Consider the following 23,575-nt stretch of genomic DNA (forward strand, 5'->3'; position numbering starts at 1 on the left):
TTATACCGCCATGTCGCGAACTGCCTGGATGTGCCCAAAGAACTTTCGATCTTCGGACAGCATGTGCTTTGCCACCACGTCATAGGCCAGAAAATTGAACAGGTCGCCCAAGGCCAGTTCGCCGGATGTGAAATTTGCCACCAATTCCCCGGCACGGTCGATTAGACCCTGGTGGGTTTGGGCATGTTCATCAGCACCGGAATATCCTATCGAGCGGAAAACTGCTTCTTCATCCCGGAAATGATCCAGAAGGTCCGCAACAAGTGCTTCGATCTGAGGTGCCACCTCATCGGTTGGTCGCTCTCCGATGACCGCTGTCAGCAAATTATTTGCGTGTTCGAATAGATTTCGGTGCTGCGTATCGAGCAAAGCATGGCCGGACTCGTAGGTGCTCCTCCAGACCAGACGTAGAAACGAGAGATCGAGAAGCTCTGCCTCATCGGCTTCATCAGCCTCGCAGGCATCGGTTACGACTCGGTTCCTCCCACCTTCCTTTGCCGCGTAAAGGGCTGCATCAGACCGGCATAGCCAAGATTCCCATGTTTCATCTTCACGGTATTCGGCGACACCAAAGCTGGCGGTAACATGCCCAACACCAGGAAAATCGAAGGCCATAACCGCCTTACGGATTCGTTCGGCAAGCAGGATTGCGATCATTAGTCCACTGTTTGGGGTGACGATCACGAATTCCTCACCGCCCCAACGACCGAGCAGATCGGTGGAACGCATGCACTTTTGGGCGATGTCACAAAATGTCTTCAGAACTTCATCGCCTACAGCATGGCCATAGCCGTCATTGACCCTCTTGAAGTGGTCCAGATCGATAAAGATCAATGAAACAGGGTGACCATATCGCGAATTTCGGAGCATTTCCTGTTGGGCAGATTCTTCGATTCTGATGCGGCTCCAAGCCCCGGTCAGAGTGTCATGCCGGGCCAAGTGCTCCAGTTCTTCTCGGGCGGCAACAAGTTCGGCATTCGATGCAGCAAGGGCCGCAACGGTTTTGGAGAGTTCCTGGTTTAGAACTTCGAGTTCGTGGCTACGTTCGGCCAGATGCTGTTCCGCGATCTTGCGTTCTGTGATGTCAGAAACAACGCACACCAGACCGGCACGACCATCCCTATAAGCAGGCATATGACGGGCCGTCAGTTGCCCCCAAAATGCGGTACCATTCGACCGCCAATAATGCCGCTCCAAGTTGACGTTGGGCCTGTCCTGGAGCAGATGATCCGCCATATTCTTTCGGGCTGCTTCCTGCTCTACGGGATCGACCAGATCGACGTATTCCATACCAATCAGCGACTCCGATTGGATCATAAACATTTCCGCCATCCGTTGGTTGGCCGCACCAATCCGGCCACTGGAATCGATGGTGAAAATGGCCACACTGGAATTGTCGAAAATCAGCCGCAGCAGCCCCTCCTTGTCACGAAGGGTTTCCTCGGCTTCACGTCGTTCAGTGATGTCAGTGTACAGCGTGATGAATCCGCCGCTCGGCAGTGGCTGGCCTGAAATCTCCAGAATGGTTCCATCAGGCCGAACACGCTCGAACTGGTGTGGCTTCATCGCCATGGCTCTCTGGACAACCTGCCCAGCGAGTTCATCCGGGTCACCTGGACCGTATTCACCGCGTCGTGCGTTGAACATGGCCAGGGATTTCATGGAGGGCAGGCTGCCTTCAAACAATTGGTCAGGGAAATCCAACAGCCGTCTGAACAAGCCATTGCAGGCAACCATCTCCAGGTTCTGATCGAACAGTGTCACGCCGCACGGAAGGTGCTCGATGATCGACTGGATGATGTGGCGGCATTCTGGAGAACTGGCGAGCATCAGCAAGCCGCTGATGCCGCTATGTTCAACTTGCTGGCTGGCCCAATTTTCAGACATTTCGGATATCAGCCGGTTCCAATTTCCGCCATCAAAAGTTCTATCAAAAGTATGGTTGAGCTATGTCCGTGGGGTCAATCCTAAGTGCCACCGGGTTCCCATGTTGTTACAAGTCGTCGCAAATCCAATGCCGATATGCACGACTGCCCATGCCACCATTCTTGCTGGCGGTCGCCATTTCCTGAATGATTGGTCTGGATATTGACAGGGGGGAGGCGATCCAATGCGATGCCCATTTTGCGGCCAGGAGGATACCCAGGTGAAGGATTCACGCCCGACCGACGACAATGCGGCCATCCGTCGCCGCAGAGCTTGTCCAGGGTGTGGATCACGGTTCACCACCTTCGAACGGGTTCAAATCCGTGATCTGGTCGTGGTCAAAAAGGACGGATCACGCTCGACCTTCGACCGGGAGAAAGTGGTCAAGTCGCTTCAGATCGCCCTGAGGAAACGCCCTGTCGAAGATGATCAGATCGAACGGATTGCCAATGGCATCTACCGCCGCCTTGAGAGCTTGGGGGAAAACGAGGTTCCGTCCAAGCTCATCGGTGAACTGGTGATGGACGTGCTGATGGAACTCGATCAGGTCGCCTATTTGCGGTACGCCTCGGTCTACCGGAACTTCCGTGAGGCCAAGGATTTTGGCGATTTCCTTGGAAAGATGGGAACCAGCAGTAGCGATTGAGGCATTCAGACCATCACCCAGAAGGCACGATGGAAGTGTGACTTGATCAAGCAGCTTCCCGTTTACGCACCATACCATTAGGATAATGGGCTTTCGTATCTTGAATCTGCATGGCCCATGGCGACTCAGCAGCAAACAGTGCCAACAATCACCCCTCATCGCGGCAAAGCGATTCTAGTTGGCGGCGTAATTGCCCCTATTTTCTTGGTAATTACCATTGCTTTTGTCGCATTAATAAAAATGCGTGAACAAGCAGAATTTCGAATCGCTGCCGCCACTCAAAATCTTGCCCAAACAATAGTCCTGACTATAGATGGGCAAATTGATACCATTGATGTGGCTTTGCAAGCGGTTGCGGATGATATTGGCGAGAACACATCTAGTGAAAAATTTTCTGACAGAGAGATTACAGAGATACTATACCGACAGCAAAGCCGACTGCCATTAATAGACCATCTATGGGCATCAAATGAGCGTGGAGATGTGGTCTATGGAGTTGGCATATCGAATCCGACACCAAGCATTGCTGATCGAGACTACTTCTTGAAGCAATTAAGCTCTAAAGGGCAGAGCATATTTATAAGCAAGCCTGTTTTTGGGAAGGTTAATAAAAAATGGATTTGGGTGTTTTCAAGAAAAATTGAAAACCGTAACCGAGAATTTAAAGGGATTGTGTTTGCCGTTATATTTACAGATCGTGTACAGGAAATTTTTGATAAAATCAAAATGGAAGGTGGCGGATCGATTGCGTTGCGTGACGATAATCTTGGGCTTATTGCACGCAGCACTTATGAAAAACAAAACCCAATTGCAATCGGCGATTCTAAAATATCAAAGCCATTTGAGGAAATGCTATCCATCAACATGAACGAGGGAACCTATAGCAGTGATGGGACCGGTCCCGACACATTTATACGTACCTACTCATATAGACGCAGTGAAAAATATGGTTTCCTCGTCAATGTTGGGCTTTCTCGTGAGAACGCACTCGCCGATTGGCGTCAGCAAGCGACAATTATTGCCGGACTTGTTCTCGCATTTGCCTCTGCGGTAATCGCCCTATCCTTGACACTGCACCGGGCGTGGAACCGCCAGAAGCACGACATGCAGATGCTGATTGAGAGCAAGGAGACGCTGCATGAGGCACAGCGAATTGCAAATTTGGGACACTATACGTATCACGTCACGGATGACCGGTGGGAAAGCTCAGATGTCCTGGATAACCTGTTCGGCATAGGGTCCGATTACGTTCGGGATGCGGAGCATTGGCTTGCTTTGCTTGCCCCCGAAAGCAGGGAGGAAAGAGGTGGCCGGGTTTGTTCGGACAGATTTGGTCGTCGGCTAAGTGGATCTCCTGCCGGTTTCTGTCGCGATATGCCGATGGGTGGCCTCATGCAGGGAGGGCGTAGCCCGACTGGAATGAGGCCACCCATCGGCGGCAAAAATCATGCTGCCACCGCCTGGGGCAGTTTGTCAAAGTAGGCCCGGTCCGGCGTCTGCCGTCCCAAGCTCGAATGCGGTCTCCGTCCATTGTAGAAGTCGAGATAGCGGCCAATGGATGCCCGCGCTTCGCTGACGCTGTCGTAGGCCCGAAGGTAGACCTCCTCGTATTTGACCGAGCGCCACAACCGCTCGACGAAGACGTTGTCCCGCCATGCCCCTCGACCGTCCATGCTGATGGCGACGCCGTTGTCGCGCAGCAGACCGGTGAAGGGTAACCGTCCTCTGACGGCTACGGCGTTGCCTTGGGTTTCCGCTTACGCCGATTGGCAAACTTGGTGAATTCCTTGCGGATAGCGGCTTCGTCGATGGTCGATGGATCAAATCCGGGGCCGCGCCATTCGATCATGTTGTCATGGTCTTCATGGTCGGGATCGGCGATGACTTCGAGGTAATGGGCGTAGCCCCAGGGCCCGCCGCAGTCTTCTGGCGGGCAGGCGCCTTGGGCGTCCAGCAAGCGGGGATAGCTGACCTCGGGATCGGCTTCGGCGAGAGCTTCGAGTTTCACCGTATGCATCCAATCGTCGCCGAAATCGTAAACGTATTGGAATGTTTTGTTCCGTTTGAGGTGGAGGAGGAGATCGGCCAGGGTCGCCGTTTTGGCGGAGAGGGTGTTTGAGTCCGGCCAATCCGGGTCGGGAATGCCATAGGCGACGGCGCGGCCGACGCGGAATTCGTAGAGGTGATAGTTTTCCCAGCCCATGGCGATCTGGATGACAAGGTGCAGATCCGCCAGACGCATGGTGAGTGGCACTTCGATCCGCCGGATCACGGGCAGGTCCATGTCATCGAGTTGGATCTTGAGGCGGGCAATCTCGGTCATGGTGCGATGTTCCAGGGCAGCAGGGCGGCGATGCGGTTTACCGGGTGGTCGGCAATCCGCGTCAGAACATCGCGCAGATAGGCCTCCGGGTCGAGGCCGTTGAGCTTGGCGGTCTCGGTCAGAGTGTAGATGGCGGCGGCGCGGTCGCCGCCGGCATCGGAGCCGGCGAACAACCAGTTTTTTCGGGTTCTTCGACGCCTCAAATGGATTTGAAGAGATCCCCGAGTGGGGCGGCGATCAGGTAGATCATGGTCGCGAAGGTTGTGGTATTGCGGTAGCCCCTGGCGCGAGCGCGTGCCGCCTGGAAGAGGCCGTTGAAGCCCTCCAGTCGGGCGTTGCTGTGGGTTGATGTCCAGCGTTCGAGGATGCGTTGGCGGTGGTGCTCGACGGTTCCCAACGCCTTGCGGACGGGATCGAGGATGGTGTTGTCGCCGATCACCTCGAGTGCATGGCGCAGAAAGTTGGTGATCCGCCAGCGGGCAGCCTGGACGGTGTCGGCCTTGCGCACCCAGCGGAGTTTCTCCTTGAGCCGCCATGCGATGGCGGTCAACAGGTCGGAGGCTTCCAGTTCGGCCAGAGCCTCTGCCTGTGCCTCGGTCATCTTGCCGTCGGCCTTCTTCAGGATGGCCCAGCGCAGCGCCTTGGGCAGCTTGTTGCTCCTGGCTTCGGCGCGTCGGACCTCGTCGAGGGCCTTGGTGAACAACTGGACCACATGGAACCAGTCCACGGTGACGGCGGCGTTGGGGAAGGTTTCCCCGATGGCGGCGATGAAGGCGGGGCTCATGTCGCAGACCACCTCGACGACGCGGCCCGGCTGGCCGCCATGGTCCATCATGAACGCCTTGAACCGGGTGACGGTCTCCTTGCCCCGGCCGGGGGTGACGAAGACCACCGGCTTGTCCTTGCGGTCGAGATCGATGAACACGGTGACATAGGTATGGCCGCGCTTGGCGGCGGTTTCATCAAGGCCGACGGCGGCGAGCTTGGACAGGTCGAGGCGCTCCACCGCCTTGCGGACATAATGATGAACGATCCGCCATAGACGGTTGTCAGTGACCTCGATGATGCGAGCCGCCGCCAGCACCGGCATCTCGCGGACCAGAACCAGCGCCACCTGCTCGAACAGCAGAGTGAACTGACTGCCTTCTCTCGCCCACGGCACGCCGATCCGAAGCACACCATGCTCCGGACAGTCGGTGCGCGGCACCTTGGCGGTGATGTGGCAATGGTGCTGGAAGAAGTTGAGGTGCCGCCAGGTGAACTCCGCGAAGTCGTGCGCCTTGCAGGCTCGGCCACACTGGGGACAGGCAAACATGGTGCCGCGATCGACCGCAATCTCCAGGTGCAGCACGTGCGGATGAACCGTCGTGTCCAGTCGCTGCTCGACCAGTTTCCACGGCGGGGAAACGCCCAGCCCCAAAGCCATGATCGTATTGGCGTCCACGTCGATCTCCTCTCCTCCCAGACCACCGCAGAGTGCCATCGTGCTCACGCCGGTCAAGGACGCGTCCCACGCCGCTGACGCGGTGGCCTGCGGCCATCCCTGACCACCGCTCCGCTCGATGGCCTGCCAGACGGCAGGTCGGGACGAGGGGATGGTCAGCGGATTAATCGAACAAGGGGATATTCAGCTACAGGTAGGCAGGGCGCTCACGCCGGAACCGGCGCAATTCCACTTCCAACGTCGAAGAGGCTTTTTTCGGCCCAGTGCCAGCGGGCGCATCGCCCGTTCGGCGGCGTTGTTGCTGATCTCCAGGTGGCCATCGTCGAGATAGCGGGTGAGCGCTGACCAGCGCGAGCGGGCATAGCGGATGGCGGCGGCCAACTCGCTTTTGCCGGAGATGCGGGTCAGGCTGGCGTCGAGGTAGCCTGCCAGATCTCCCATGATGGGACAGGCCTCGACCTGTCGGATGGCGCGACGCTGGTCGGGTGGGATGCCGACAATGGCGCGCTCGACGGCGAACAGGCGACCGATACGTTCCAGCGCCTCCGCGGCGATCGGTGCCGTGGTGGCGACATGGACATCGTGGAATTTGCGGCGTACATGCGCCCAGCAGGCGACCTCCGTCACTGGCGGTGGTTTGCCCTCCTTGGCCAGGTACAACTCGCCGAAGCCGGCATAGCCATCGGCATGGAGGTGGCCACGGAAACCGGCGAGATGCTTCTGTGGACGCTCGCCCTTGCGGTCTGGACTGTAGCGGTAGGCCACGGCGGGTGGAGCCGGTCCATCCCAGGGCCGCTCGTCGCGCAGATACGCCCATAATCGGCCGGTTTTGGTCTTGCCGATCCCCGGCGCCAGCACGGGCACCGGCGTGTCGTCACCATGGATCTGGCCGCCGGCCATGGCATGGGCCTCGGCCGCGTCCACCAGGGGACGGACCAGGGTGGCGGCCTTGCCGACCCACTCGGCCAGGAGTCCACGGTCGAGATCGACGCCATCGCGGGCATAGATCCCCGATTGGCGGTAGAGCGGCAGGTGATCGCAGTATTTAGACACCAGCACATGGGCCAGCAAGGCGGCGGAGGGCAGACCGCGCTCGATCGGCATCGAGGGCATCGGCGCCTGGACCATGCCCTCGCAGGCTCGGCAGGAATAGGCGGGCCGGATGTGGCGGATCACCTGAAAGCGGCCGGGGACGTAATCGAGGATCTCGGTGACGTCTTCGCCGACCTTGCGCATCGCTCCGCCGCAGGAAGGGCAGGTACAGGCGCTATCGTGGACCACCTCGGTGCGCGGCAGGTGTGGCGGCAGCGGCCGCCGGGCACGATTGCGCTTCGGCGCGGGGCCGTCGCTCGCACCGTCCTCGGCTGGCGCCAAGGCGGCGGCGGCACTCGATTCGACCTCCTCCAGCATCAGCTCCAACTGATCGGCGGCGCGGCTGATTTTCTCCGACGAGCGGCCGAACTGCATCCGGCGCAAACGGGCCAGCTCGATCCGCAGCTTCTCCACCTCCAGCGTCTTGCTCATCAGGCCGGCCTGGGCGGCGGCCAACGCATCCGCCTGGGTGGCGATGATGGCCTGTAGCGCGACGATATCGGTGGGCAGGGCGTCTGGAACCATGCCGTCGATTCTACCGTCAGAAGCAGATTCCGACCAGCGCCAGCCCCTCATTTTGTGAGGATTCCCGCCGGGTGTGGCGGGAATGACTCACCCCGCCGATTGCGGCTTCCAGGTGCGGATCGGCATCCTCCAGTCGATCCCCTCCAGCAGCATGCCGAGTTGCGCCGGAGTCAGCCCGACGATGCCGTCCGCCGGCGACGGCCAGACGAAGCGGCCCTTCTCCAGACGCTTGGAAAATAGGCAAAGACCTTGGCCGTCCCACCACAACACCTTGATCAGATCGCCCCGCCGCCCCCGGAACACGAAGACCTGGCCGCCGAAGGGATCGCGAGACAGCTTCGCCTGCACCAGCATCGCCAGCCCGTCAAAACCTTTGCGCATGTCGGTGTGCCCGGAAGCCAACCACACCCGCGTCGACGTCGGCGGCACGATCATCCCAGCGCCGCCAGTACCCGGCGTAACGGCTCGGTCGCCACCTCCGGCCCCACCCGGACCATCACGCCAGTGGGCAGCACGATTTCAATCCGCCCGCTATCGTCCGGCACCACAGCCGGGGGCTCCGAAACCGCGATCGCCAGAAAACCACCATCAGCGATCCCAGTAGCGGCCGCCAGCAACTCCCGCCGCCAAGTGAACAACTGCTGTGGCGCGATCCCATGGCGCCGGGCCACGCTGGACACTGTCCGGCCCGGCATCGCCGACTCCGCCACCATCTGCTGCTTGTCCGCCGCACTCCAACGCCGACGGCGCTGAACCGACGTGATCACCTCGACCTGGGTCATCGTGCCACGCATTAAAGTCACCATAATGCTTGGCACTTGGCCTCAACTCGCCCCGCCGCACAAGGCAGCCGTCAGAGGACGGTTACGGTGAAGGCGGCGCTTGTAAATTGGCTGCCTTGGTCGGTGTTGAAAATCTCCGGCTTGCCGTACTTGGCCAGAGCCGCCTCGACCGCTTCGAGGCAGAAATCCACCTCCATGGTGATCGACACCCGCCAGGACAGAACCCGCCGGCTGTACCAGTCGAGCACCACGGCGAGGTAGACGAAGCCCCGTGCCATGGGAATGTAGGTGATGTCCATGGCCCAGACCTGATTGGGCCGCTCGATCTTCATCCCCCGCAGCAGGTAGGGATGAATCTTATGGCCGGAGGCTGGCTTCGAGGTGTTGGGCCGGCGATACAGCGCCTCCACCCCCATCCGCCGCATCAGGGTGATGACGCGACAGCGGCCGATCTTGAAGCCTTCGGCCCGCAGGAAATCGCGCAACATCCGGCTGCCGGCGAAGGGGAACTCCAGGTGCAACTTGTCGATCCGGCCCATGATCGACAGATCCTCCGCCGACACCGCCTGCGGTTGATAATAGAGACTGCTGCGGCTGAGCCGGAGAACCTGGGCCTGCCGGGTCAGCGGTAGATCGTGGTCACGGTCGATCATCGCTTTGCGCTCAACATGCCGGCCTTGGTGAGCGCGCCGGACAAAAAATCGTTTTCCAGCGCCAACTGACCGATCTTGGCATGCAACTCTTTCAGATCCACCGCCGGGGCCGCCGAGGCCTCGGACGGGCCGGCGCCGAATACTCCCGCCGCCCCCTCCAGCAATTGGCCTCGCCAGGTCGTGATCTGGTTCGGGTGCACATCAAACTGCTGTGCCAACTCCGCCAGCGTCTTGTCGCCCTTGATCGCAGCCAAGGCCACCTTCGCCTTGAAAGCCGGTGTGTGATTCCGTCTCGTCCGCTTCGTCATCTTGCCTCCTGAACTCGCGGTATCATCGCCGCTGTCAGGCAGGAAATCCACTTAACGCCCTGTCCGAATTTCCCAGGCCGGCTCTGACGATCCGCCGCCGTCAGGTGGTGAACCTGTTCCGGCTGATGACGTTGGGTCGGATGGCTACCACCAGGAAGCCGATACGGAAGCCACCGAAGCGGAAGCGGCGGCGGCGGCGGTCTGTGCCGACGATGCGATCTACGCCCCCCCAATCCCGACCACTCAGGAAGCGATTGACGCACTTGCCGATGCCTACACCACGGTTGCCGTTCCAGGCGGCGAGAACCGGACTTGGTTCGTCCATAGTGGCATGCGGGGACCAGATAGCGATAATCGCTATATCAGTGCGTTTCATATGTTCACCCGCAAATCCGAAGCTAATGATTATTTCAATAAACTAATTGCCACTAATTCTATGTGGGAAGGAGTCGTCTACAAAAAGAAGAAAGTCGGCGGATGCAAGCCGCTTGGCAAATATAAAGACATTGTTGAGTATGACGATGGAGTGCCAACAACGCATTATGCTTATGATCAGTGGCTTGACGAAAACTATGAACAGTTTGACGCGTGGGTTAGGCCAAGTTAAACCTTATCGGCATCCGCCATAAGCCTCTGACAACGATTGTTGCCCGTATATCTCGTTCTTGCGATGCGAGATATCAACAAGGTACTGGACGGAAAACGCCGCGTTGCGGCCAGAAACAAATTGAAAAATATGGGAAATCTGATTGTCCTTAACCGTGATATCGGCATAGCTGAAGCGGTTGATCAGATTTTACGCCTCGCCGCTGCTTGCTAAACAAGATGTGTGGGCAAAAATCAGATACATAGTCGCCGCTTGTTTCGAATGCCTTGGCTGCGTTAAAGTGCGTCACGAGATTCGCGTCCATTATGAATGCCGCATCTAGGAGTTAACTCATGTCTTTTCTCGACAAGTTGAAGGCAGCACCTGCACCGACCCGCGTCCCTGCCGCTTCAAAAAGCACCCCCGTTACGCGGTTTATTAAAAAGGTGCGGGAACAAATAGAAATGGTCCAAGCTGCCATCGACGGTGGTGAGATCAACTCACGCACTGCTTGGTTCACCAAGTCCGGTGACGCTTACCGTTTCAAAATTCTGCGGTCACCGCTGACCATTAACGACACGGAGTGGTTTGAAGCTGCGAACCTTGCCGATCTTAAAGCACTTTTCCAGGGGCTGATCGATGCGGCCAATGGCGGCGACGAAAAGTTGGTCAAGTTGATCAACGAGCGTTCCGAACTTGATAAAGTAGCCGCCGAAAAAAAAGGCATAGGCCGCAAAAAGAAGTAATTGGCCAATTCACAAATTAGCCCCGGCGGAGAAATTCGCCGGGGTTTTTTCATGCGTGGCATTCACGCGGTTTAAAAACAGAATCACGCCATCAAACTGATAAATACCAGTTTGATGGTGACATTTGATGGCAATTTTTCGATATCCAGGTGGCAAAGAGAGAGGCAAGCAGGCAATTATTTCCTTCATCCCTGATGACGTGGATGAAGTTTGCTCTCCCTTCCTCGGGGGTGGTGCCGTCGAACTGGACCTGGGTCAACGCGGCATCCGAGTGCATGGATACGATCTGTTTGAACCACTGGTGAACTGCTGGCAGCAGATTGGGATTGATGCAGGTGCTGTCGCCGATGCTGCCCGCCAATATCATCCATTGGATCGGGATGGGTTCTATCGGTTCCAGCAGTCGTACTTCGACATCCCCGACCCGGTGACCCAGGCCGCCGCATTCTTCGCACTCAATCGATCATCGTTCAGCGGCCTAACCTTCAGCGGTGGATATTCCGGCACCGACAATCGGTTCACCCTGTCATCCATCGACAAACTGGCAAGAACCGCGATCCCTAACATCATCGTCGAGGAGGCCGACTTCGCAACCAGCCTATCGCGGCACCCCGGCACCTTCGTATACGCCGATCCGCCCTACCTTCTACCCCCTGCGAAGGCCACACTCTATGGATTCAAAGGTGATGCCCATAGGGATTTCGACCATCGTCGGCTGGCTGATGTCCTTCGGTCGCGACCAGGGTGCTGGCTGTTGTCATATAACGACGCCCCGGCAGTACGTCGTCTCTATGAAGGGTTCGCAATGGTCGCTGCTTCCTGGACCTATGGAACCGGCAAGGTCGGTGCCGAATTGCTGATCTTCTCGAACGAACTGGCCGATGCAGTTGGCATCACCCCATTGGGCCGCCGGTTCGGAAGTTCATGGCAACGTGACGATGACCAGATGATCCTGGTCGCATGAAGTCGCGTCGATGATGTGCACTTCAGCACCAGAGCTTTTGCCCAAGACCAATAATCCAATCAAAACAAAATTGACAGAATACGAACTCGCCATGAAATAGGTATTTTATAGCGAGTTGCTATTTACTCCATATTTTTCAATGTGGTGGCCTTGGCCGATTAATTTGATCCTGTTATACTCGCTTTAAAGTTATCTACTGCTATAATTTTATGATGAGTTGGCGATCATGGCAGGCAAGCAGGCGAAGGTTCTTACAGCGACCCAAATCTCGACCGTTTTGCTTCACCTCGGATCAACCCGTCATGGCGTCCGTGATCGGGTCATGTTCCTACTCAGCGTGAAAGGCGGATTTCGGGCCAAAGAGATCGCCATGATCACATGGTCGATGGTACTGACCGCCGAAGGTCAGATCGGGGATGTCATCCACCTGGAGGACAAAGCCACAAAACGGGCGTCGGGTCGGTCAATCCCATTGAATCGCGAATTGCGGGCCGCCCTGGTCGATCTGCATGGACGAGGAATTCGCGGCACCGACGCACCGATTATATACAGCGAGCGTGGCGTCGGCATGTCGCCCAACACCATCGTTGCTTGGTTCGCTCGTCTCTATAGCAGACTTGGGTTCCTTGGATGTAGCAGCCATAGCGGTCGCCGTACGTTCGTCACCAACGCGGCCCGAAAGGTTGGACAGGCCGGTGGTTCTTTGCGTGATGTCCAACAACTTGCAGGACATCGCAGTCTGGCGATGACGGCCCGTTACATCGAGTCCGATTCGGATTCGCAGCGGCGGCTGGTCAACTTAATCTAATCACCGCAACATTTTCTATCTACATAGATTTACATATAATTACATCGCTTTTATATTATGCATTTGTTTATTGCCAATCTTCAACCGCATATTCGATCCTATCGCAGATAGCCGCAATACGGCTTTTGCGAAAGGATGAAAAATGAAGGTTGTGATAGTTGTTAGATCTGTCACGCTACGAAACGCATTGAGCTTCGTTCGCGATAATTTGGGCGGTGAAATTTCATATATAACAAATGGTAAAATTATCTCTATTGGCGTTGGGGCTGCCTACGGGATAAAGCAAACTCGCAAGACGGATACATATAGAAAGGCAAAACTAAATTTCATTGTCGCCGACGTCGTTAGTGACGACATTGTATATATAAAAATGAAATTCCACCAATCGATGAACAAAAATGCAGAACTGGTAACGGCATTGCCATATGACAAGCTGTTTCAGGCGATAGACTACGCCACTGAATTTAGGAAAAACCACAAAGATAGAAACTTATACCCAAGAGGATGGCAGGCTATATTCCGTGATAAGCTGCTCGAACTCATGCCGTCGATAAAAATATGCGACAAATAAGAAAACACCGTTCGATGGTATCGCCGCTATGAAGCACCAGATTGTGGCTGCGTTTCTTAACTAAAATCATCCGGGGCAGGTTGGTGATCAACCTGCCCCGGTAACGCGATCCGATGTACCCGGCTACTCGACCTTGTTGCGACGGTGCCTCGCCTTGATCTTGGCCGCTTCCAGAGGTTCATCGAGTTCACCATTCTTTACGGCAGTAGCGATCTGTTCCAGCAGTTTGATTGCATCGGCGTTGGTCTTGCCCGCAATCACGGTGTTAGCCATCCCCTGTCCCTGGAGTTCGACCACGGTGCGACCATACCTGATTTCCAGCAGCAGGTTGTCGCCAGTGGCCGACCGCCAGAACCAAGCCTGGGGCGGACGACTGATGCTCTGACGGGCATTGCCGTTTTCAGCACTCTTGCTGTAGCGAACCCGTTCGACCGTGTAGCCGGGATTTTTCAGCAGTTCGACCTGATTCTGTATGCCATCCAGCACAACCTGCCGGGGGGTCTTTTTCCGGGCTTCGGAAACCAGAATCTTCTTTTCGTCGGAAAACTTAAGCTGCAACATAATAGCCTCCATGCATTAACCTTGAAAGCATGATAAGGCCGTAATTAATAAAGGCCAAGGTAGCCACATAAATATATTTCGCGACATGGCCGCACGGCCACATGATGCTAATTAAATAAATCACACATATAGACACACAGCGATGCGTTGCGGCATCGTCGAATCAATTCTGGACTTCGCCGGAAATCGTTAGGCATGGCATGTGAACGCATCTGACGTCACATTGAGATGATAACAATCCACGTTCAGTAAATGTCTGGATTAATCAGCCATGCATCATGATGTTCATAAGATGGATATTCATTGGACTACTTGCCATCAGCAAATAACAAACAAATTGCCGATTCATGTTAGCCGATTCGAAAATGGCTTCGTCGAGGCCATGAAACGCCTTCGGCTACTCCATATGAAACGGCATGAGCCGCCATAGGCGTAGTCGATCTGATCCCCTGCCGGGGGCAGGGTGGAGTTGTGACGAACGAAGGGAACGAGTTGTCGGTGTTGGACCTGAACTACATGAGTTGAAATCCATGATGACGCCGAAGGCGTCTTGGTTTTGGGACCAACGAAGGAAATGAGTTGTTCATTTTGTCATGACGCCGCAGGCGTCTTGGTCTTGGACAGACGAAAGGAGTGAGTTGTCGGTGTTGGATATGGCTAATCCGTGATTATCTAAAGTGCGACTTAGTCTATATTGGATACCAACATAGACTAGGTCTAACTTTTTAGTCAACAATATAGACTAACTCAGGAGAGAACCAGAAACAAAGGACACATCATAACCATGTTTGAAATCGACTATTTTTGCGTATTTCGGGAAGAACCAAGAGATATCCCGAAAAAAGGACACAAATCACTGGCATTCAGTTCACGGTATCAGTTCAGCGGACTTATCGAAATTGATGGCATTGAGTACGCTGTCAAATTCAGCAGCTACGATGACCTCTGCAAGCTGATCGATGGAACCTACAAATCAAAGACATCATTTGTGGATATATATAAAATATACACAAAAGCTATCAGCCTGAATGCCAGAACCTATTTCAGCCCAGTTATCACCAAGCCCAAGGGTCGCTGTGGCACTTGGACCTTGCTTGGTCAGGACGATACTGCTTGCGTGCCGTATTTGGTTATGTCGATCCCCAGCCCAGGTCGGATCGAGGTGGATTTGATGGCGATGGACGTCAATGGAAAATTCACCCTAATCAAGACCCTCACCACCAAGCCGGGGGGAATCGTCATGCGAATAGGGTCGAAGATGCGATGGGTTTGGCGTCGTCCGACACCAAAGCCGATACCAGCTACTACGCCGGAAGCTGCGTGATCATGGTGTGGTGTGGCAGGGGGAGGTGCTTCCTGCCACATCCCCCATCACCTCACCCGACGCCATATTTCGGTCCATGCTTCATTTTCCAGAATCTTGAGTGCCTTGACACCTTCTTGCAGTTCCTTGATCTGAATTTCATCGGAACAAAGAACTGATGCTTCGTTCGTTGAATCAATTACCTCAGACACATTTGAAACCAACGCCAAAAGTGCTTCTGTCGAAATTCGTCTGCCTCTTGATTTTGAACTACTAAGGTAGCTTTCGCTTCTGTTTAACCATTCACCAAATTCGCGACCAGAAGTTACAATTCCCAACGAATGAAACTCTTTATATATCTCTTCTAATTTTCGCATGAACGACTCCTGCTGTTGCAGGTGTATTTATCCCAGCAGCGAATACCTTCATGGATGTGAACTTATTTCGACCGCCCAAATTGGCCAACACATTCAAACCTGATATTGTTCACGGCCATGAACAGGGGGAGCATCATGACCAAGACAAAATTGCCCTTCGCAATGACCATCTGCGGGCTGGATGAGCTTGGTGACGAGTTGGAAGCCTTCGGCCCAACGCACGTCATCTCAATCTTGGACCCTGGGGAGGACGATCATGACCCACTGGTCTTCCCTGGTTTGATCAAGGTGCTGAGCCTCAGATTTTTCGACCTGCATGCCATGGGGGGAGCCGTCGGAAGGTCTCTTGATCGACAGGGACGGAACGAATACCCCAGCGTGGACCATGCCCAGGCCATCTTCGATTTTGGTCGTGAGATACCCAGCGGTGGTCGGGTTTTGTGCCATTGCTGGGCCGGAATATCCCGCTCAACCGCCGCCGGATTCTTACTGGCATGCCTGCATCTACCTGCGGCAGAAGCCATGGAACTGATCATGGAGCTACGGCCCGGAGCGATGCCAAACAGGCTCATCGTAAAATTCGCAGACCGGATTCTTCGTGATGATGGACAAATGGTTGCTGCGGTTGACGGTCACAAACGCGATGTTGGAACTCGGTCAATCAAGTCGAGCAGACGTTGAGCGTCATGTAAAGCACCTCGGAGTAGGTCAAGGACGGCCATTACCTCAAATCTGATGAGGGTTTCATCATAAACCGGCGGCATTCTTCCTGGTGAAACAGAAACAGCATCCTCTGGCGAAATTGTAAAATCGTTTAATCTCATAACACACCCCGCATATTGATAAATGTATTTATACAGTTATAATGGAATTGACGCGTATTCATGATTGCTTGGAGGGCATTATGCATTCAAGAGCCATCATGCTATCAGTCAGCTTGCTGTTCACCGCGACATTTGCCGCAAACGCCCAGGAAGGCGTCTTCTATTCGACGGACAAGGGTAAGGACGGTGTGGTGATGGCGGCTCCCCCGCCCGTGTATCAACGCGATCCCAACCTGCCCAGTTATTATTCCATCGGCTCGAAGCCCTCGCCGCCGCCACTCACATATGACGAGATCAACACCCCAGGATACTGGCACCGGGAGCAAACGGCTGTCCTTGGACGGGACAGCAACGGTATGAACCTCCATGATCGCGGTGAATACTGCTCAAACCTGGAGAGAAAGATCAGTAGTTATGCCGAAATATCCACGCAATGGCTAAATGACCATGACCTATGGTTTTCATCGTCCAGAGGATATATCCCCCATGGCGTAGTGATGTCGGAATCGCGTTACATTCAAACCTATGCAGAAGTCGGATTACGCGACATGCGATATATTAAAAATGATGGAGCGAAAATTCAGCATTGTGATGACGTTGCCGCATTTGCGATCATGCGGATGCAGAAATTATTGGAAAAATACCCTGAAGACCCAGGCTGGGTGGAGCGGGTTCGAAACTGACTGACCATCAGCATAATTGGACGCCATGACCTCGGATTACTTCAAACGCAACTGTATGTCCGAGAAACCGACATGGGCTGGCCATTCTTCGTCGGAGTGGAAGCGTTCAACAACGATGCCGTATTATTTTATACCTCCGAATTACACCTGGATCGGGCTCTTGAATACAAAGAACGCACCTGCACAGATCAGGGCAAAGCCGATGGCATGATTTATGGTCAGTCGCTCCCCCAGGTACAAGACGGAGAAACCGGCAAACACGGTGAGGGTAATAACCTCCTGCATCGTTTTTAGCTCTGCGGTCGAATAGGTTCCATGGCCGATTCTGTTCGCAGGAACTGCAAAGCAATACTCCACAAATGCGATAAGCCAGCTAACAACAATAGCAATCCACAAAGCTCTGTCTGTGAATTTTAAATGCCCATACCATGCAAAAGTCATAAAAATATTAGATATTACCAATAAACCTATTGGGGCAATGGCGGATGAGTTCATAACAAGAACTTTCATTTGCAAAAGGTTATTAATTTAGGCTCCAGAACCCAATATTTAAAGCCGATGCAAAGCCGACCCAAAGCAGATATGGAACCATGAGCATTCCGGCAATTTTATCCGGCAACAGCACCACAATCTTGTGACCACATTTTTGTGAACGTCTCAATAATGGGATTCTGCTGGGGCAAGCTATTTTTCGACAATATCAAAGTCCTGCAAAGACGCGGCTGATCCGAGTTCCATTTCCAAGATTTTCCCGGCTACCTCGTTTGCCTCGATTGCTGCGGACTTTGCGGTGGAACTCATAGCGTCCAATCCACCGATTACCGCAGTCAAGCTTGCCACCCGGCCCATTTGCCGCCGCAAGATGTCCCCGATTCCAAGGGGGATGCCCTGCTTGCCGGACAAAATATCACCGCAAAGCCGTATGATTTTTTTTGCAGCCGTCACGGCCAGAGAATCCGCACTTTTCGTCAGTGCATGCCGTATCTCGCCCAACCGTTTAAGCTGAAAATTAGAGCATCCACTTACCTGCACCCTGGAATCAGCAAGTTCCATAAGGTTAATCAGCCTCTCTGTAGATTTCGAAATATCACGAAGCAATGCAGACTTCCGTTTTTTATCGGCCACTGCACTTGTTTGCAAGTTAACGTTCATAATTTTTGCGGCCAACTCGTAGGTATTTTCAATTACGAGGCCAGTTTGTTTAAGAACAGGGTCGCCACCACCATTAGCATCATATTCACCATTCATCTTGGCGATCATGACGCGGTCAATGCTAACAATATGCGTAACAAGCCAATTGTATATTATATAGAACAGTTTCTCGCTTCCGCCGCCATTATGAAAATCATCACGTTTTATTCTGTCAAGCTTTTCAACGAAGCCAGAATGAATCCGCTTGTGCTTATCTCTCTCGTCATAATCAAAGGAGTCCATGAGAGTCTCTTCGTGCATAAAATGCATTTTTACATAATTTGAAAGACCATTAAGAACGTCATCCACAGCCTTTCTTTCATATTCCGCACTCGAAGTAGCCCCAAGTATTTTAAGAAAATCTATGATTTTTTGGTGTTGCTCATCGATATCTTCACGGCCAGTGGCAATCGCCGCAGACCATCCCATAGAGGTGGCCGGGTTTGTTCGGACAGATTTGGTCGTCGGCTAAGTGGATCTCCTGCCGGTTTCTGTCGCGATATGCCGATGGGTGGCCTCATGCAGGGAGGGCGTAGCCCGACTGGAATGAGGCCACCCATCGGCGGCAAAAATCATGCTGCCACCGCCTGGGGCAGTTTGTCAAAGTAGGCCCGGTCCGGCGTCTGCCGTCCCAAGCTCGAATGCGGTCTCCGTCCATTGTAGAAGTCGAGATAGCGGCCAATGGATGCCCGCGCTTCGCTGACGCTGTCGTAGGCCCGAAGGTAGACCTCCTCGTATTTGACCGAGCGCCACAACCGCTCGACGAAGACGTTGTCCCGCCATGCCCCTCGACCGTCCATGCTGATGGCGACGCCGTTGTCGCGCAGCAGACCGGTGAAGGCGGCGCTTGTAAATTGGCTGCCTTGGTCGGTGTTGAAAATCTCCGGCTTGCCGTACTTGGCCAGAGCCGCCTCGACCGCTTCGAGGCAGAAATCCACCTCCATGGTGATCGACACCCGCCAGGACAGAACCCGCCGGCTGTACCAGTCGAGCACCACGGCGAGGTAGACGAAGCCCCGTGCCATGGGAATGTAGGTGATGTCCATGGCCCAGACCTGATTGGGCCGCTCGATCTTCATCCCCCGCAGCAGGTAGGGATGAATCTTATGGCCGGAGGCTGGCTTCGAGGTGTTGGGCCGGCGATACAGCGCCTCCACCCCCATCCGCCGCATCAGGGTGATGACGCGACAGCGGCCGATCTTGAAGCCTTCGGCCCGCAGGAAATCGCGCAACATCCGGCTGCCGGCGAAGGGGAACTCCAGGTGCAACTTGTCGATCCGGCCCATGATCGACAGATCCTCCGCCGACACCGCCTGCGGTTGATAATAGAGACTGCTGCGGCTGAGCCGGAGAACCTGGGCCTGCCGGGTCAGCGGTAGATCGTGGTCACGGTCGATCATCGCTTTGCGCTCAACATGCCGGCCTTGGTGAGCGCGCCGGACAAAAAATCGTTTTCCAGCGCCAACTGACCGATCTTGGCATGCAACTCTTTCAGATCCACCGCCGGGGCCGCCGAGGCCTCGGACGGGCCGGCGCCGAATACTCCCGCCGCCCCCTCCAGCAATTGGCCTCGCCAGGTCGTGATCTGGTTCGGGTGCACATCAAACTGCTGTGCCAACTCCGCCAGCGTCTTGTCGCCCTTGATCGCAGCCAAGGCCACCTTCGCCTTGAAAGCCGGTGTGTGATTCCGTCTCGTCCGCTTCGTCATCTTGCCTCCTGAACTCGCGGTATCATCGCCGCTGTCAGGCAGGAAATCCACTTAACGCCCTGTCCGAATTTCCCAGGCCGGCTCTGATGCTACAATTGTCATTCGTATTTATTCCGGTCGTATTTTAATAATTCAGCGTGACACATAGCTTTCTGACACCTTCCTGCCAGATGCTGAAAGTTCCTCCACATCAGCGTAGGCGATTTTATCCACCACACCCTTCAATTCCCGACATCTATCTCGGAAGGTCTCAACTGAGTAGGATTTGGCTCCAGAAAATTTTCGAATTTTCTCTGCCACCTCATCAGCAATATTTTCAAGCTTTGTTAAGCTGCGAAAAGTGCTTTCATTTGTAGCCAGTCCGTCACGCACGCCAGCCGCCAAAGAGTTACATTCAAAAATTATGGCTCCAGCAAGACTTTTTAAACGGTAATTTACGATAACTTGGATGGCTTCACTTTTTTTGGATTCATACTGCTCCATCGGAATGCCTCGCCCTAACGCCTCGACCGGATTCGGAACTATGATTTGTGGGGCTGAGGCACAGCCAGGACGATTCTCATTTCTGCGTTCAGGTCCAATATAATCTTGGGTGACGATAAAAGGCTTCCGCCGCTCCACATGCCCAATTATCTGATCTCTCAATTGGCCGGATGAGAATGGAATAAGAAGCACAGAATCAGTTCCTGAAGACATGGCACTACGAACCGCCACTTCATCCCTTGATGAAAGGATCAATACCGTCAATACGAATGGATCGCAATTTGTTTGTATAGAGCGGATTTGGCGAATGAAATACGTCGAATCATTTCCATCAACCGCAGCATCCATGATAACAATCTGGAAGCCGCCATTTCTGCATGATTCATCAAGGGCAATAAAGTTATTTGACTCCTCTATGTTTGAAATACCAATCTCATTTAGTGTGAATCTAATTCCAGATCGAATTGTGCTGCTTGGAACGCAAATTAATGCCGTTATTTTAGCGTAATCTATCTTCACCTTGGCAGGCACGATGACAGTAGGAACTCCCACTTTTTCAGGCTCTTCATTCTCAAGAGCGTCGAGAGCAAGATACGCAAGCGGCCTCTGATCAACGTCGTCATCAGTCAGCAGTGACCTGAACTTCATGTCCTCATTCATAATGTGACTTGCAAGCCACTTAAGGACAAGATCGTGCAGTTTCTCCGCAACGGACAAACGTCCGCCACGATACAACCTGATAACCTCATTAATTTTGCGATTGAAGGCAAAGTGCTTTGCACGATGATCGTCAAAGTGTTGAAAACCAATTTTAGCCATGGCCTTTTCTTCACGAAGAAAGTGCCCTGCAACATATTCTTCGAGCATCGCCAATGCACTATCGATTACGAATTTGCTTTCCGCTGCATCTAAATCGACGCACTTGAGCAAATTGGCAATTTCAAAGAATGCCTTGTGATCGCTGTCAATCGCAGCATTCCCTACAGAGAAAGCGTCTGACCACCCAGCGATTTGGCACGCTTCCGTCATTCAGCAAAATCTCCATGAACTCCGCTGATTACCGCCCGCCAATTCGGGCAATAAAACCATCCACCTCGCGGCTCAGATTTTCAGACTGCCGTGACAATTCCGATGCAGCATCAGCAACCTGACCAGCGGATTCGGTAGCTTCTGCGGCAGTCGCTTGAACCGTGATGATCGCAGAGGATACTGCGGACGTTCCGGTTGCAGCTTCCGCGACATTACGTGCGATTTCCACGGTGACCGCATTTTGCTCTTCAACGGCACCGGCCACGGCGGACGATGTTTCCTCGATCTGGGATACGGTTCGAGTGATTTCCTGGATCGCCTTGATCGCTTCGGCGGCGACCTCCTGGATATGTGCCACCTGGGAGGTGATGTCTTCGGTTGCCCTGGCCGTTTGGTTTGCCAAGTTTTTGACCTCGTTCGCCACCACGGCAAAGCCCTTCCCGGCATCACCGGCACGAGCCGCTTCGATGGTGGCGTTGAGAGCCAAAAGATTTGTCTGGGCGGCGATGTCATTGATCAAGCTGACAATGGCACCAATTCGTTGGGCGGCATCACTGAGGCCATGAACCGTCGTATCGGTACGAGACGCAACTCCTGCGGCTTCCGAGGCTACGGCGGCAGCACGATGGACCTGGGCACTGATCTCCTTAATGGAGGCAGAGAACTCCTCCACGGCAGAGGCCACGGCCTGGACGTTGACCGAGGCTTGTTCCGCCGCTGCGGCAACCGTCATGGCTTGATGGCTGGTGTCGGTGGACTGTGCCGACATGGCCCCCGAAGATGCTTCCAGTTCTGTGGCAGCGGCTGCCACGGCGTTTACCACCGGCTTTACCTGATTGTTGGCAAAGGCGATGAACTCAGCGTCCCTGGCTTCCATTCGCTTCAGAGCTTGGTTGATGGTCTTGGCATACAGAACAAAATCCCCACGCAAACCCGTGGTGATGATTCGGCGGTAATACCGACCATGATTGGCGGACTCGACTGCGGCGAATGCCTCTTTTCCAAAGGCTTCGGCGAGGTCCAGCAATCGGTTGATGTTCTGTTGCAGGGCTCCAATGCCATCGCTTCCATTGACGGCCAGGATTCGAGCATTGAGGTCACCGCTGGAGGACCGGCCAAGCACGTGGATCGCGGTGGAAAGATCACCTGCCATTCTTTGAGCAGAACCGCCGATCTTGATGCCTCCGACAACTCCAAGCAGGGATGCGACAATCACGACCCAAAGGGCGATACTCGAACCACCAAGCAGCCCGAATATTCCCGCCAGTAAGCAGATCGCCGAAGGAACCAGCATCCCAAGGGATAAGGTTCGGGCATATGAGCCGAGGGTCAATTCCATGTGGCGGCCTCTGATCAATTTTCTGGTGTGATGTTGAAGATGAAGCGGTCATAGCTATCGAAGCCTGCCGTTGCCACGGCGTCGTTCAGCATTTTCCATGATCGCTCAAGCCCGACCTTTGAATCTGGATGGCGGCGTTCTTCTTCCAACAGCGAACGGTAAAGTGGCTTGATCGTCTCCAATGCGGCCTTCTCGGGTACCCGTCGATTGGAGTGATATCCGATGATCTGACCGGCAGCGTCGAGGTTCGGGGTGACATGGGCGAATACCCAGTAGTTGTCGCCATTCTTCGCCATGTTGTTCACATATGCGAATATCTCTCGGCCATCGACAATGGTGTCCCAAAGCAGTTTGAAGACACATCGCGGCATTTCTGGGTGCCGTATGATCGAATGTGGCTTTCCCATCACCTCAGATTCGGCATAGCCGCTGACTGTCAAAAACACATCGTTGACGTAGGTCAGCCTTCCTTTGGGATCGGTCTTGCTGACGATCAGTTCGTCATGAGAAAACGTTCGTTCACGACCTGATGGAGTTTTACGGTTACCCGTCATCTCTGACACCTCTCCCAGATCGAATGGAATATAAATGCGGCCTGATGATCATACTGAGGGGATGAGCGAATGTTAAGTCACTTATACAAAGGTATCGCATCCGTTTATGAATTTCGATAGGGTTCTGAGCGATGACAAACCGTAGACAT

Annotated in this window: 24 protein-coding genes and 4 pseudogenes; 9 read left to right on the forward strand and 19 right to left on the reverse strand. The window is 54.3% G+C overall.

Translation table 11 applies throughout. The annotated features are described in order from the left end of the window. Positions 1 to 1,887, reverse strand: a complete 1,887-nt coding sequence (locus tag ACV4UZ_RS01725; protein ID WP_491599223.1) for a diguanylate cyclase — start codon at positions 1,885 to 1,887, stop codon at positions 1 to 3. A 223-nt stretch (positions 1,888 to 2,110) separates the two neighbouring features. On the opposite strand from ACV4UZ_RS01725, the gene nrdR reads away from it, so the two are divergent. Together nrdR and ACV4UZ_RS01735 are read left to right on the forward strand one after the other, a co-directional pair. After that, entirely contained in the window at positions 2,111 to 2,572 is a 462-nt protein-coding gene (nrdR, locus tag ACV4UZ_RS01730) for a transcriptional regulator NrdR (protein WP_491599224.1), read from the forward strand. Between the two features lie 117 nt (positions 2,573 to 2,689). Beyond that, positions 2,690 to 4,054, forward strand: coding sequence for a hypothetical protein (locus ACV4UZ_RS01735; RefSeq protein ID WP_491599225.1), 1,365 nt, complete (start codon positions 2,690 to 2,692; stop codon positions 4,052 to 4,054). Here the strand turns inward: ACV4UZ_RS01735 and ACV4UZ_RS01740 are convergent. The 9 genes and pseudogenes from ACV4UZ_RS01740 to ACV4UZ_RS01780 form a co-directional block, all read right to left on the reverse strand. Next, positions 4,018 to 4,284 (reverse strand): annotated as a pseudogene (locus tag ACV4UZ_RS01740) (integrase core domain-containing protein); the annotation flags it as partial. The gene ACV4UZ_RS01735 and the pseudogene ACV4UZ_RS01740 sit on opposite strands and share 37 nt — an antisense overlap. A gap of 20 nt (positions 4,285 to 4,304) precedes the next feature. Next, on the reverse strand, positions 4,305 to 4,895 hold the full coding sequence (locus tag ACV4UZ_RS01745) for a plasmid pRiA4b ORF-3 family protein (protein ID WP_011385681.1): 591 nt from the start codon (positions 4,893 to 4,895) through the stop codon (positions 4,305 to 4,307). Next, positions 4,892 to 5,080: pseudogene (locus tag ACV4UZ_RS01750) on the reverse strand (transposase domain-containing protein); the annotation flags it as partial. The pseudogene ACV4UZ_RS01750 and the gene ACV4UZ_RS01745, both read right to left, overlap by 4 nt. 14 nt (positions 5,081 to 5,094) lie before the next feature. Beyond that, the gene (locus tag ACV4UZ_RS01755; RefSeq protein ID WP_491599533.1) at positions 5,095 to 6,339 is read right to left on the reverse strand and encodes an ISL3 family transposase; all 1,245 of its coding nucleotides are present in this window, start codon (positions 6,337 to 6,339) and stop codon (positions 5,095 to 5,097) included. A 213-nt stretch (positions 6,340 to 6,552) separates the two neighbouring features. After that, positions 6,553 to 7,956: pseudogene (gene tnpC / locus ACV4UZ_RS01760) on the reverse strand (IS66 family transposase); the annotation flags it as partial. Between the two features lie 87 nt (positions 7,957 to 8,043). After that, the gene (tnpB, locus tag ACV4UZ_RS01765; RefSeq protein WP_043744949.1) at positions 8,044 to 8,391 is read right to left on the reverse strand and encodes an IS66 family insertion sequence element accessory protein TnpB; all 348 of its coding nucleotides are present in this window, start codon (positions 8,389 to 8,391) and stop codon (positions 8,044 to 8,046) included. Next, positions 8,388 to 8,738, reverse strand: coding sequence for an IS66-like element accessory protein TnpA (gene tnpA / locus ACV4UZ_RS01770; RefSeq protein ID WP_158303983.1), 351 nt, complete (start codon positions 8,736 to 8,738; stop codon positions 8,388 to 8,390). The genes tnpB and tnpA overlap by 4 nt, the downstream gene beginning before the upstream one ends. Positions 8,739 to 8,824: 86 nt before the next feature. Further along, positions 8,825 to 9,699, reverse strand: a pseudogene (locus ACV4UZ_RS01775) (IS3 family transposase); the annotation flags it as partial. 100 nt (positions 9,700 to 9,799) lie between these two features. Continuing rightward, complete coding sequence (locus ACV4UZ_RS01780; RefSeq protein ID WP_491599226.1) at positions 9,800 to 10,075, reverse strand: hypothetical protein; 276 nt, start codon at positions 10,073 to 10,075, stop codon at positions 9,800 to 9,802. Positions 10,076 to 10,638: 563 nt separating this feature from the next. Here ACV4UZ_RS01780 and ACV4UZ_RS01785 point away from each other — a divergent pair. The 4 genes from ACV4UZ_RS01785 (at position 10,639) to ACV4UZ_RS01800 (ending at position 13,374) form a co-directional block, all read left to right on the forward strand. Further along, positions 10,639 to 11,031: a hypothetical protein gene (locus ACV4UZ_RS01785; protein WP_491599227.1), complete on the forward strand. Its 393-nt coding sequence runs from the start codon at positions 10,639 to 10,641 to the stop codon at positions 11,029 to 11,031. A gap of 127 nt (positions 11,032 to 11,158) precedes the next feature. Beyond that, positions 11,159 to 11,995, forward strand: coding sequence for a DNA adenine methylase (locus tag ACV4UZ_RS01790; protein WP_491599228.1), 837 nt, complete (start codon positions 11,159 to 11,161; stop codon positions 11,993 to 11,995). 226 nt (positions 11,996 to 12,221) lie between these two features. Beyond that, entirely contained in the window at positions 12,222 to 12,803 is a 582-nt protein-coding gene (locus tag ACV4UZ_RS01795; RefSeq protein WP_491599229.1) for a tyrosine-type recombinase/integrase, read from the forward strand. A gap of 142 nt (positions 12,804 to 12,945) precedes the next feature. Then, positions 12,946 to 13,374 carry a hypothetical protein gene (locus ACV4UZ_RS01800; RefSeq protein WP_491599230.1) on the forward strand — a complete coding sequence of 143 codons (429 nt, stop codon included), beginning with the start codon at positions 12,946 to 12,948 and terminating at the stop codon, positions 13,372 to 13,374. A 123-nt stretch (positions 13,375 to 13,497) separates the two neighbouring features. Here the strand turns inward: ACV4UZ_RS01800 and ACV4UZ_RS01805 are convergent, their stop codons facing one another. Next, positions 13,498 to 13,935, reverse strand: a complete 438-nt coding sequence (locus ACV4UZ_RS01805; protein WP_491599231.1) for a hypothetical protein — start codon at positions 13,933 to 13,935, stop codon at positions 13,498 to 13,500. A gap of 784 nt (positions 13,936 to 14,719) precedes the next feature. On the opposite strand from ACV4UZ_RS01805, the gene ACV4UZ_RS01810 reads away from it, so the two are divergent. After that, positions 14,720 to 15,259 (forward strand): hypothetical protein, encoded by a 540-nt coding sequence (locus ACV4UZ_RS01810; protein ID WP_491599232.1) that lies wholly within the window; start codon positions 14,720 to 14,722, stop codon positions 15,257 to 15,259. 47 nt (positions 15,260 to 15,306) lie between these two features. Here ACV4UZ_RS01810 and ACV4UZ_RS01815 read toward each other — a convergent pair whose 3' ends face one another. Continuing rightward, positions 15,307 to 15,615, reverse strand: a complete 309-nt coding sequence (locus tag ACV4UZ_RS01815; protein ID WP_491599233.1) for a DUF6626 family protein — start codon at positions 15,613 to 15,615, stop codon at positions 15,307 to 15,309. Between the two features lie 135 nt (positions 15,616 to 15,750). Here ACV4UZ_RS01815 and ACV4UZ_RS01820 point away from each other — a divergent pair, with 135 nt between their 5' ends. Together ACV4UZ_RS01820 and ACV4UZ_RS01825 are read left to right on the forward strand one after the other, a co-directional pair. Beyond that, a complete protein-coding gene (locus ACV4UZ_RS01820; protein ID WP_491599234.1) occupies positions 15,751 to 16,296 on the forward strand; it encodes a tyrosine phosphatase family protein in 546 nt (181 codons plus the stop codon). 223 nt (positions 16,297 to 16,519) lie between these two features. Further along, positions 16,520 to 17,122, forward strand: a complete 603-nt coding sequence (locus tag ACV4UZ_RS01825) for a hypothetical protein (RefSeq protein ID WP_491599235.1) — start codon at positions 16,520 to 16,522, stop codon at positions 17,120 to 17,122. A gap of 141 nt (positions 17,123 to 17,263) precedes the next feature. On the opposite strand, the gene ACV4UZ_RS01830 is transcribed toward ACV4UZ_RS01825, so the two are convergent. The 7 genes from ACV4UZ_RS01830 to ACV4UZ_RS01860 all read right to left on the reverse strand — a co-directional run bounded on the left by ACV4UZ_RS01830 (position 17,264) and on the right by ACV4UZ_RS01860 (position 23,426). After that, complete coding sequence (locus tag ACV4UZ_RS01830; RefSeq protein WP_040477247.1) at positions 17,264 to 17,617, reverse strand: DMT family protein; 354 nt, start codon at positions 17,615 to 17,617, stop codon at positions 17,264 to 17,266. A 28-nt stretch (positions 17,618 to 17,645) separates the two neighbouring features. Further along, the gene (locus tag ACV4UZ_RS01835) at positions 17,646 to 17,750 is read right to left on the reverse strand and encodes a tryptophan-rich sensory protein (RefSeq protein ID WP_491599534.1); all 105 of its coding nucleotides are present in this window, start codon (positions 17,748 to 17,750) and stop codon (positions 17,646 to 17,648) included. Between the two features lie 56 nt (positions 17,751 to 17,806). Further along, complete coding sequence (locus ACV4UZ_RS01840; RefSeq protein ID WP_491599236.1) at positions 17,807 to 18,742, reverse strand: bacteriohemerythrin; 936 nt, start codon at positions 18,740 to 18,742, stop codon at positions 17,807 to 17,809. A 143-nt stretch (positions 18,743 to 18,885) separates the two neighbouring features. Then, positions 18,886 to 20,021 (reverse strand): IS3 family transposase gene (locus ACV4UZ_RS01845; RefSeq protein ID WP_491599535.1). Its coding sequence is split into 2 segments (ribosomal slippage): positions 18,886 to 19,754 and positions 19,754 to 20,021, totalling 1,137 coding nucleotides; the frame shifts between segments, so codons are not numbered across the junction. A gap of 132 nt (positions 20,022 to 20,153) precedes the next feature. Beyond that, on the reverse strand, positions 20,154 to 21,533 hold the full coding sequence (locus ACV4UZ_RS01850; protein WP_491599237.1) for a bacteriohemerythrin: 1,380 nt from the start codon (positions 21,531 to 21,533) through the stop codon (positions 20,154 to 20,156). Positions 21,534 to 21,561: 28 nt separating this feature from the next. After that, positions 21,562 to 22,872, reverse strand: coding sequence for a methyl-accepting chemotaxis protein (locus ACV4UZ_RS01855; protein WP_491599238.1), 1,311 nt, complete (start codon positions 22,870 to 22,872; stop codon positions 21,562 to 21,564). A gap of 14 nt (positions 22,873 to 22,886) precedes the next feature. Then, on the reverse strand, positions 22,887 to 23,426 hold the full coding sequence (locus ACV4UZ_RS01860; RefSeq protein ID WP_491599239.1) for a PAS domain-containing protein: 540 nt from the start codon (positions 23,424 to 23,426) through the stop codon (positions 22,887 to 22,889). Between the last annotated feature and the right edge of the window lie 149 nt (positions 23,427 to 23,575).

It is taken from the genome of Paramagnetospirillum sp. (assembly GCF_058402745.1).

Bases quoted from the DNA above. Each gene is read 5' to 3' on its own strand.
- tnpA (WP_158303983.1), bottom strand. From the start codon at position 8,738: ATGACCCAGGTCGAGGTGATCACGTCGGTTCAGCGCCGTCGGCGTTGG.
- ACV4UZ_RS01805 (WP_491599231.1), bottom strand. From the start codon at position 13,935: ATGTTGCAGCTTAAGTTTTCCGACGAAAAGAAGATTCTGGTTTCCGAA.
- tnpB (WP_043744949.1), bottom strand. From the start codon at position 8,391: ATGATCGTGCCGCCGACGTCGACGCGGGTGTGGTTGGCTTCCGGGCAC.
- ACV4UZ_RS01785 (WP_491599227.1), top strand. From the start codon at position 10,639: ATGTCTTTTCTCGACAAGTTGAAGGCAGCACCTGCACCGACCCGCGTC.
- ACV4UZ_RS01820 (WP_491599234.1), top strand. From the start codon at position 15,751: ATGACCAAGACAAAATTGCCCTTCGCAATGACCATCTGCGGGCTGGAT.
- ACV4UZ_RS01850 (WP_491599237.1), bottom strand. From the start codon at position 21,533: ATGACGGAAGCGTGCCAAATCGCTGGGTGGTCAGACGCTTTCTCTGTA.
- ACV4UZ_RS01825 (WP_491599235.1), top strand. From the start codon at position 16,520: ATGCATTCAAGAGCCATCATGCTATCAGTCAGCTTGCTGTTCACCGCG.
- ACV4UZ_RS01800 (WP_491599230.1), top strand. From the start codon at position 12,946: ATGAAGGTTGTGATAGTTGTTAGATCTGTCACGCTACGAAACGCATTG.
- ACV4UZ_RS01840 (WP_491599236.1), bottom strand. From the start codon at position 18,742: ATGGGATGGTCTGCGGCGATTGCCACTGGCCGTGAAGATATCGATGAG.
- ACV4UZ_RS01855 (WP_491599238.1), bottom strand. From the start codon at position 22,872: ATGGAATTGACCCTCGGCTCATATGCCCGAACCTTATCCCTTGGGATG.
- ACV4UZ_RS01795 (WP_491599229.1), top strand. From the start codon at position 12,222: ATGGCAGGCAAGCAGGCGAAGGTTCTTACAGCGACCCAAATCTCGACC.
- ACV4UZ_RS01780 (WP_491599226.1), bottom strand. From the start codon at position 10,075: ATGAAACGCACTGATATAGCGATTATCGCTATCTGGTCCCCGCATGCC.
- ACV4UZ_RS01815 (WP_491599233.1), bottom strand. From the start codon at position 15,615: ATGCGAAAATTAGAAGAGATATATAAAGAGTTTCATTCGTTGGGAATT.
- ACV4UZ_RS01725 (WP_491599223.1), bottom strand. From the start codon at position 1,887: ATGTCTGAAAATTGGGCCAGCCAGCAAGTTGAACATAGCGGCATCAGC.
- nrdR (WP_491599224.1), top strand. From the start codon at position 2,111: ATGCGATGCCCATTTTGCGGCCAGGAGGATACCCAGGTGAAGGATTCA.
- ACV4UZ_RS01735 (WP_491599225.1), top strand. From the start codon at position 2,690: ATGGCGACTCAGCAGCAAACAGTGCCAACAATCACCCCTCATCGCGGC.
- ACV4UZ_RS01745 (WP_011385681.1), bottom strand. From the start codon at position 4,895: ATGACCGAGATTGCCCGCCTCAAGATCCAACTCGATGACATGGACCTG.
- ACV4UZ_RS01830 (WP_040477247.1), bottom strand. From the start codon at position 17,617: ATGAACTCATCCGCCATTGCCCCAATAGGTTTATTGGTAATATCTAAT.
- ACV4UZ_RS01790 (WP_491599228.1), top strand. From the start codon at position 11,159: ATGGCAATTTTTCGATATCCAGGTGGCAAAGAGAGAGGCAAGCAGGCA.
- ACV4UZ_RS01810 (WP_491599232.1), top strand. From the start codon at position 14,720: ATGTTTGAAATCGACTATTTTTGCGTATTTCGGGAAGAACCAAGAGAT.
- ACV4UZ_RS01860 (WP_491599239.1), bottom strand. From the start codon at position 23,426: ATGACGGGTAACCGTAAAACTCCATCAGGTCGTGAACGAACGTTTTCT.